General features: G+C 45.2%; 5 protein-coding genes and 1 tRNA gene. 2 read left to right on the top strand and 4 right to left on the bottom strand.

The window, feature by feature from the left end; all coding sequences use genetic code 11:
* On the top strand, window positions 1-227 hold a 227-nt coding region (locus RMO52_RS10520), incomplete at its 5' end, for an aminotransferase class III-fold pyridoxal phosphate-dependent enzyme (RefSeq protein WP_310413775.1).
* A 100-nt stretch (window positions 228-327) separates the two neighbouring features.
* Window positions 328-588 (top strand): hypothetical protein, encoded by a 261-nt coding sequence (locus RMO52_RS10515; RefSeq protein ID WP_310413772.1) that lies wholly within the window; start codon window positions 328-330, stop codon window positions 586-588.
* A gap of 70 nt (window positions 589-658) precedes the next feature.
* Here RMO52_RS10515 and RMO52_RS10510 read toward each other — a convergent pair whose 3' ends face one another.
* The 4 genes from RMO52_RS10510 to RMO52_RS10495 all read right to left on the bottom strand — a co-directional run.
* Window positions 659-1,324, bottom strand: a complete 666-nt coding sequence (locus RMO52_RS10510; protein ID WP_310413769.1) for a class I SAM-dependent methyltransferase — start codon at window positions 1,322-1,324, stop codon at window positions 659-661.
* A 43-nt stretch (window positions 1,325-1,367) separates the two neighbouring features.
* A complete protein-coding gene (locus RMO52_RS10505) occupies window positions 1,368-2,522 on the bottom strand; it encodes a pentapeptide repeat-containing protein (RefSeq protein ID WP_310413766.1) in 1,155 nt (384 codons plus the stop codon).
* 110 nt (window positions 2,523-2,632) lie between these two features.
* Window positions 2,633-2,714, bottom strand: a tRNA-Leu gene (locus RMO52_RS10500).
* A 330-nt stretch (window positions 2,715-3,044) separates the two neighbouring features.
* A partial coding sequence (locus RMO52_RS10495; RefSeq protein WP_310413763.1) for a HEAT repeat domain-containing protein occupies window positions 3,045-3,462 on the bottom strand: 418 nt, incomplete at its 5' end.

Here is a 3,462-nt window from a genome sequence, read left to right as displayed (position 1 = left end):
ATCCCGCCATCTCGGAAGTTCGGGGTTGGGGTTTAATTAATGGATTAGAGTTGCAATCTGAGAGTAAAATAAATGCAATCGACGTAGTTAAAGCAGCGATGGAATTGGGTTTATTATTAGTCCCTGCGGGGCCAAAAGTCGTCCGGTTTGTGCCGCCACTAATTGTAACTGAGTTGGAGATCGATCGGGCTGTGAGTATTTTCGATCGGGTTTTGGGTGCAATGTAGTAAATTCAGAGTGGGTAATTCCCACTCTAATTCAAACAAATAGGTTGGATCGATCGACTGTGAAAAGAAGATCCGCCTGCATCATAAATTTTACAGCAAAATGTCCAGAGCGGAACTCTATAATTACTATACTCGCAGTCATGCTAGAGTTTTAGGCTGTTTAAATAGCGGTGAGATTACGGTGATTTTAGCTCCAGGACATGGGATATTTTTACCAGAACCGATACCAGTAGGGTGGATTCCTATCGATCTGAGAATGCCAAATAGTGAGTTTGACATCTTGATTAAATTTCCAGGAGGAGAAAGAATTCGGATCTTGCGAAAAGATGAGGCTTGTCCAGAAATCGATCTAAATTATTGATATAGAGTATTAATTAGTAGGGTGGGCAATGCCCACCATTTAGGTTTTAGGCTGTTCTGATGAAATGATATTATTTCTTTCTCGCGATCGTCAGTCCGTCGCCGATTGGGATTAAACTAATTTGAACGCGATCGTCATGGTAGATTTGCTGATTGAGATCCTTGATTGCCTGAGTACGTTTATCTTCATTCATCGCTGGATCGGCAACTCTGCCATACCACAGGACATTATCAACTAAAATCAGTCCACCCGATCGAACTAATTGAAAACAGCGATCGTAATAAGCAGCATAATTATTTTTATCAGCATCGATAAAGGCAAAATCGAACGTCCCTGCTTCACCATCTGCTAAGAGCCGATCGAGCGTTTCAAGTGCTGGCGCGATGTGCAGATCGATTTTGTCATTTACGCCTGTTTGCTGCCAATATTTACGGGCGATCGCGGTAAATTCCGCGCTAACATCACAAGCAATCAATCGACCGTCTTCGGGGAGATTTAAGGCGACTACTAATGCACTATAGCCAGTAAATACGCCTACTTCTAAGCACTTTTTAGCACCGATTAATTTGACTAATAATCCCATCAATTGCCCTTGCTCTGGTGAAACCTGCATATCTACCAGGGGATGTCGTGCTGTTTCCGAGCGCAATTGGGTTAATATTTCGGGTTCGCGGACAGAGTTAGCGAGTAGATATCGATACAAGTCATCGTTTAAGCCGATCGATTGATTTGACATAGTTCGTTAATTGAGAATTGAGAATTAATAATTGAGAATTAAATTATGAATGTGTCTTTGTTGCTGGCACGATCGCTGGTTTAGCTTTGAGGATGAGATCGATCGCGGGATCGTAGATTGCTAACTGCCAATTTTGTGCTTGTTCGATTTGCGTGATATCGAGATTTTTAGTCTTTCTAAAGTCAGCTTTATTGATATTTGCACCTGCGAAATTTGCGCCTTTGAGATTTGCCCCGCTGAGATCGGCTTTAGTTAAATTGGCTTTACTGAGGGTTGCACCTTGAAGATTGGCACCGATGAGGATCGCACTGCTGAGATTGGTATTACCTAAGCTGGCATTAATCAAATTTGCACCGTCTAAAATGGCATCGCTGAGATCGGCTTTGTTGAGATTTACGCGCTCTAAATTAGCGGCGCTGAGGTTGGTATTACTTAAGTTAGCTTGGATTAAATTAGCATCATTGAGTTGCGCTTGGGCGAGGTTGGCACTATTGAGATTGGCATGACTGAGATTGCTATTACTCAGATTAGCCGATCGTAAATCTGCTTGAATGAGACTAGAATTATTGAGCTTGGCGCGATCGAGATTGGCACTGACAAGATTAGCTTCGCGGAGATTGGTACTGCTGAGATCTAGATATTGTTGCTCGGTTTCTAGGTTTATTTTACGTCTGGCGATCGCTGTTAGTGCAGCTTGAGCGTCAGTTCTTATTGCCGATAACTGGGTGAGATCTTGACCTTTAATACTCTGTTTGCCCCGCACGAATGATGATAAGACTTCCATAATCGTCCAACCATCTCGGAGCGAATCATTAGCGATTCTTTCTAAGGCATAAATCCCCCCAATTCTAATCGTCTCTTCGGCATTTCCCAGTTGCTCGATCGAGCGGGTAAAGCGTTCGGTAATCAGCCTATTTTCACCTTGAGAAAAGTTGAGAAATAAGATCGAGCCACCAAAAATAGTTGCGCCAGTACTCAGACTCGCAATAAATACCCGAATTAGCTCTAAAAAAAAGCTCCGCCGACTAATTCTTTCAGTCGATCTGATTTGCTCGATCGCGGCTTGCCAATTGGCATCGGGGTTGATATTGCCACCTCCCTGCGCTTTCCAGAGTTCGTGCGCTTTGGCACGGATGATTTCTGGCGCGATCGGCGCGGGCACGATTAAAGCTTGGAAAAATTCAGCGATCGTCTTCATTACTAGAAATTCACACACTACCGACTGATGTGAACTTTCCCAGATTCATGGATATCGCTTTGAGCTGATAAATGACTCTCTAGAGTTGAGAGTATTTGGATAGTCTAAGATGCGGATAAAAGGACTTGAACCTTCACTTCTTGCGAAACCAGAACCTAAATCTGGCGCGTCTACCAATTCCGCCATATCCGCAGACAATGTTTTTAATTATAGCATAAATATCTCAAAACATCAAAATTTACTGTTTTTATCCCATCTAACTCGATAAGAGTTGTTGGAGTTAGTGCTGGGCTGACGATTTTTCAATGTTGTCGGCGCAGGTGGCGACGATTTGCGATTGGCGGCTGCGGCGGGAGCATGGCATCGAGAGTCATGGGCGAACTCCCGGCTGCAATCGTTAGTTGTCGGGTGAAACGCTGGAGGGTTCAAGGATGGCTGATTAGAGTTTAACGATCCAAACCCGGCGGGACGATCGGGTGATGTTTTGGCTGTCGTCAGAATTTCAGACTGATACTTGGTAATTTACTGCTGAAATAAATCTTCTAGCGCCGCTACTTGAGAGCTGGAATCCTGGCGGAGTTCGAGCAGAGCTGACTGGGCTTGGGGTTCGTCAAATTTTTGGAGCGCGTCAGCGACTCTGGCTCGCAATCGAGGTGATGTGGCGGTAGTGAGGGTGAGGAGTTGGGTGAGGACGGCGGCGTGATAGCTGGAATGAGCGAGGGAGGCTAAAGTGTCGATTGCGGCTTCTCGAACGGTGAGATCTTCACCAGCCAGCGCTTGGGTGCAGACTTCGATCAGTTCTGTGGGTGAGTCCAATTCTTCTAAAGCCGCGAGGATGCTGCGACGGACGAGCCAGTGATCGTCTCGATCGAAGGCTAAAACTAGGTGGGAGATGGAGACTTTGCCAAATAGCGAGAGCGAGTTAGCCGCTTCGGCGCGG

The organism is Chamaesiphon sp. OTE_8_metabat_110 (genome assembly GCF_031382685.1).
Classification (GTDB): Bacteria; Cyanobacteriota; Cyanobacteriia; order Cyanobacteriales; family Chamaesiphonaceae; genus Chamaesiphon.
Note: the sequence above shows the minus strand (reverse complement) of the source record. Positions and strands in the feature narration are given on the sequence as shown.

Excerpts from the sequence above, each read along its gene's own strand:
- RMO52_RS10515 (WP_310413772.1), top strand. The coding sequence starts at position 328 with ATGTCCAGAGCGGAACTCTATAATTACTATACTCGCAGTCATGCTAGA.
- RMO52_RS10510 (WP_310413769.1), bottom strand. The coding sequence starts at position 1,324 with ATGTCAAATCAATCGATCGGCTTAAACGATGACTTGTATCGATATCTA.
- RMO52_RS10505 (WP_310413766.1), bottom strand. The coding sequence starts at position 2,522 with ATGAAGACGATCGCTGAATTTTTCCAAGCTTTAATCGTGCCCGCGCCG.